General features: G+C 73.0%; 4 protein-coding genes and 1 pseudogene. 1 reads left to right on the plus strand and 4 read right to left on the minus strand.

The genetic code is table 11. The features are described from left to right. Nucleotides 1-577, minus strand: a 577-nt coding sequence (locus AB0J52_RS33900; protein ID WP_500186970.1) for a TIGR03619 family F420-dependent LLM class oxidoreductase, incomplete at its 3' end; no start/stop codon positions are given. Between the two features lie 285 nt (nucleotides 578-862). On the opposite strand from AB0J52_RS33900, the gene trhA reads away from it, so the two are divergent. Beyond that, a complete protein-coding gene (gene trhA / locus AB0J52_RS33905; protein WP_500186971.1) occupies nucleotides 863-1,531 on the plus strand; it encodes a PAQR family membrane homeostasis protein TrhA in 669 nt (222 codons plus the stop codon). 192 nt (nucleotides 1,532-1,723) lie between these two features. On the opposite strand, the gene AB0J52_RS33910 is transcribed toward trhA, so the two are convergent. From AB0J52_RS33910 to AB0J52_RS33920, 3 genes and pseudogenes are all read right to left on the minus strand, one after another. Further along, a complete protein-coding gene (locus AB0J52_RS33910; RefSeq protein WP_500186972.1) occupies nucleotides 1,724-1,996 on the minus strand; it encodes a hypothetical protein in 273 nt (90 codons plus the stop codon). A gap of 155 nt (nucleotides 1,997-2,151) precedes the next feature. Continuing rightward, a complete protein-coding gene (locus AB0J52_RS33915; RefSeq protein ID WP_500186973.1) occupies nucleotides 2,152-2,691 on the minus strand; it encodes an FHA domain-containing protein in 540 nt (179 codons plus the stop codon). Between the two features lie 139 nt (nucleotides 2,692-2,830). Then, nucleotides 2,831-3,117, minus strand: a pseudogene (locus AB0J52_RS33920) (hypothetical protein); the annotation flags it as partial.

Below are 3,117 nucleotides of genomic sequence, written 5' to 3' on the forward strand. Positions count from 1 at the left end.
CCCAGCCCGCGCCGAGCCGCCCGGCGCGGCGCACGGCGGCGTCGGCGGCGCCGCCGAGCAGCACCGGCGGTCCCGGCTTCTGCACGGGCTTGGGCTCCATGACGACGGGCGGGAAGTCGTAGAACTCGCCGTGGAACTCGCTGACCTCATCGGTCCAGAGGGTGCGCAGGACCGCGAGGAACTCCTCGGCGCGCGCGCCGCGCCGGGCCATCGGGGTTCCGGTCGCGGCGAACTCGGCGGGCATCCAGCCGCTGCCGAGGCCGAGGTCGAGGCGGCCGCCGCAGACGTGGTCGAGGGTGGCGGCCTGCTTGGCGAGCAGCGGGGGAGCGACGAACGGCATGTTGACGACCGCGACGCCGAGCCGGATCCGCCGCGTCAGCCCGGCCAGGTAGGCGAGCGTGACCAGCGGGTCGGGGACGTCGCGGTAGGTGAGGTCGGGGGAGTCCGCGGGATTGAGCAGGCGCTGCAGCGTCCAGAGGGAGTGGTAGCCGAGCTCCTCGGCCCGCCGGGCGACCTCCGCCTGGTTGGCGGGGGTGGCCCAGGCCCCGGAGACCGGCACGGCGAACCCGATGCGCATGGCGTCCTCTTCCCTGCGTCGAGGGACGGCCGTCGCGTCCGTCCCGGTTCGAACCTTACAACGTCAAGGCGAGCGGCCGAGAGCACCGCCACGCCTCCGTCCGCACTTCCTTTCCGCCACCGCGCTGCACGCGCAAGATTCACCCCGATGTGCCACGATTCACTCTGAGAGGTCCGGCAGAGAAACCTACGGTGGCGTAGGTTGAGAAACCTACGGTTCCGTAACCACAATCCCGGACGCGCCGGAACCCGTGCGGCGCGTCCGGACGCCGATGGGAGGGGTGCGATGCGTCGTGCGGCCGAGATCGCCGGAGCGGTCAAGCCGAAACTGCGCGGATGGCTGCACGCGGGGACGTTCCCGCTGGCCCTGCTGGCCGGGGTGGCGCTGGTCGCGCTGGGGCCCACGCTGCCGGCCCGGGTGTGCGCGGCGGTCTACACGCTGACCTCGACGCTGCTGTTCGGGGTGTCCGCGGCCTACCACCGGGGCCGCTGGTCCACCCGGGTGCAGGACGTCCTGCGCCGCTTCGACCACGCGAACATCTACCTGATCATCGCGGGCACCTACACGCCGTTCGCCTACCTGATCCTGGACGGCACGGTCCGCGTGCTGGTGCTGGCGGTGGTGTGGACGGGCGCGGTCGCGGGCGTGCTGTTCCGGGTGCTGTGGGTGCGCGCGCCGCGCTGGCTGTACACCGCGCTCTACATCGGCCTCGGATGGGTCGCCGCGTTCTTCGTGCCCCAGTTCATCAAGGGCACCGGCGTGGGTGTGGCCGTCCTGGTGGCCCTGGGCGGAATCCTGTACAGCCTTGGCGGTTTGGTCTACGGGCTGCGGCGTCCGGATCCGTCGCCGCGCTGGTTCGGGTTCCACGAGGTCTTCCACGCCCTCACCGTCGCCGCGTACGTCCTGCAGTACATCGCCGTGGCGGTCGTGGTCTACCGCGCCGGCGCGGTCTGACCCGGGCACCGGGCCGGCGGCCCGAGGGGGCCGAGGGTCGACGGGCCGCGCGAGAGCGGGCCCGTCCATGCGACAGGCCCAACGGACGAGCCGTTGGGCCTGGAACGCCGTCTCGATCAGCGTGATCGGTCGGTGGGCGTTCGCACCGTCGGCCGCGGCCTCGCGAGGTCCGTCAGGCCGGCGAGGGACCTGTCACCAGCCGCCCCAGTAACCGCCGTGACGGTGGTGGTGACGGCGGGGATAGTAGTTGTAGTAGTAGTCCTCGCCCCCGTAGTAGTACTCGTCGCAGTCGTTGAACTGGGGCGAGAGCAGGCTGAGGCCGAGCAGGCCTTCGGCCGCTGTGTTCTCGCAGCCCCTGCCCGGGGCGCCGCGGTCGGCGACAGGAGCCGCCTGGGCCGGAGCGGACAGCAGGCTGCCGAACATCGCGGCGGCTGCGCCGGCGGTCAGGATCGTGGCCTTGAGCATGTCAGAGAGCTCCCGTTCTCGCTCGGTCCCCCCTTGGGACCGTTCTCACGACAGATACCCCGGCAATCTCACAAAGTAACCGCAGTGACACGAATAGTAGTCGCAAGGAGTAGGTCTGCTCCGCCCGGCTCGCACCCGGTCTCGGAAAGAGCAGGTCAGGGCGCGGCGACGATGAAGGTGAGGTTGCCGAACCCGAGCTCGTCGCCGGGGCGGACACGGGCGGGCCCGGTGAGCCGCCAGCCGTTCACCCGGGTGCCGTTCATCGAGCCCAGGTCGGACACCATCCAGGTGTCCCCGGCGCGGTACAGCTCGGCGTGGAAGCGGGAGACCGTCAGGTCGGTCAGCACGAACTGGCAGCCGGGGGCGCGGCCGATGACGATGCGGGTGAGGCCGGGGCCGGGCAGCAGGAAGCGCGGCAGCCGGGGGGCCCGCCAGGCGGCCTCGATCCGCGCGCTCACCTGCGACACGGTGGAGACCAGGCCGGTGATGCGGCCGACGACGCGGCTGGTGGGCGGCAGGTCGCGCACGGCGTCGTCGAGTTCGGCCCGGCTGCGCGCCCGCAGCACCTGCTCGACCCGGCGCTCGAAGGTGTCCTGGGACATCCGCCCCTCGGCCAGCCGCTCCCCGAGCGCGCGCAGGACCTGGTCGCGGTCGGTGTCGGACGCCCGCACCGGGAACGAGGGCTGACCGTCCATGGCTGTGAGTATCCAGGTCCTTTTGTCGGCTGTCCAGAAGCGGGCGGGGCGCCCCCGACGCGTCCGCGCGCACCCCGCGCCGCCTCCGGTGATCTTTGTGACGCGGCCGGACGGCACGGGGTTCGGACGCTGATCGACTTTATTCGCGGGGACCGGCGTCCGGTGGTGTGCGGCCCTTCGCGTACGCCGCCCGGAGGCGCTCCCGCGCCGCGCCGACCGCCGCGCCGTCCGTCGGGACGGGCACTGCGCCGGGGTTCTCCGCCGGCTGGTCGCCGGCGGCGAGTTCGGTGAGCGCGAGCAGGGCGGCGCCCAGGACGGGCGGGGCGTCGGGGACGATGAGCTCGGCGTGCGGGGCGGCCTCGGCGAAGCGCCGTTCGACGCCCGCCATGAGCGGCGGCGGCGTCCTCGGCGCCCGCCGGCCGCCGC

It is taken from the genome of Spirillospora sp. NPDC049652 (assembly GCF_040675125.1).
Taxonomy (GTDB): domain Bacteria; phylum Actinomycetota; class Actinomycetes; order Streptosporangiales; family Streptosporangiaceae; genus Spirillospora.

What these genes read in the sequence shown, in the direction of transcription:
- trhA (WP_500186971.1), top strand. Translation starts at nt 863, where the DNA reads ATGCGTCGTGCGGCCGAGATCGCCGGAGCGGTCAAGCCGAAACTGCGC.
- AB0J52_RS33910 (WP_500186972.1), bottom strand. Translation starts at nt 1,996, where the DNA reads ATGCTCAAGGCCACGATCCTGACCGCCGGCGCAGCCGCCGCGATGTTC.
- AB0J52_RS33915 (WP_500186973.1), bottom strand. Translation starts at nt 2,691, where the DNA reads ATGGACGGTCAGCCCTCGTTCCCGGTGCGGGCGTCCGACACCGACCGC.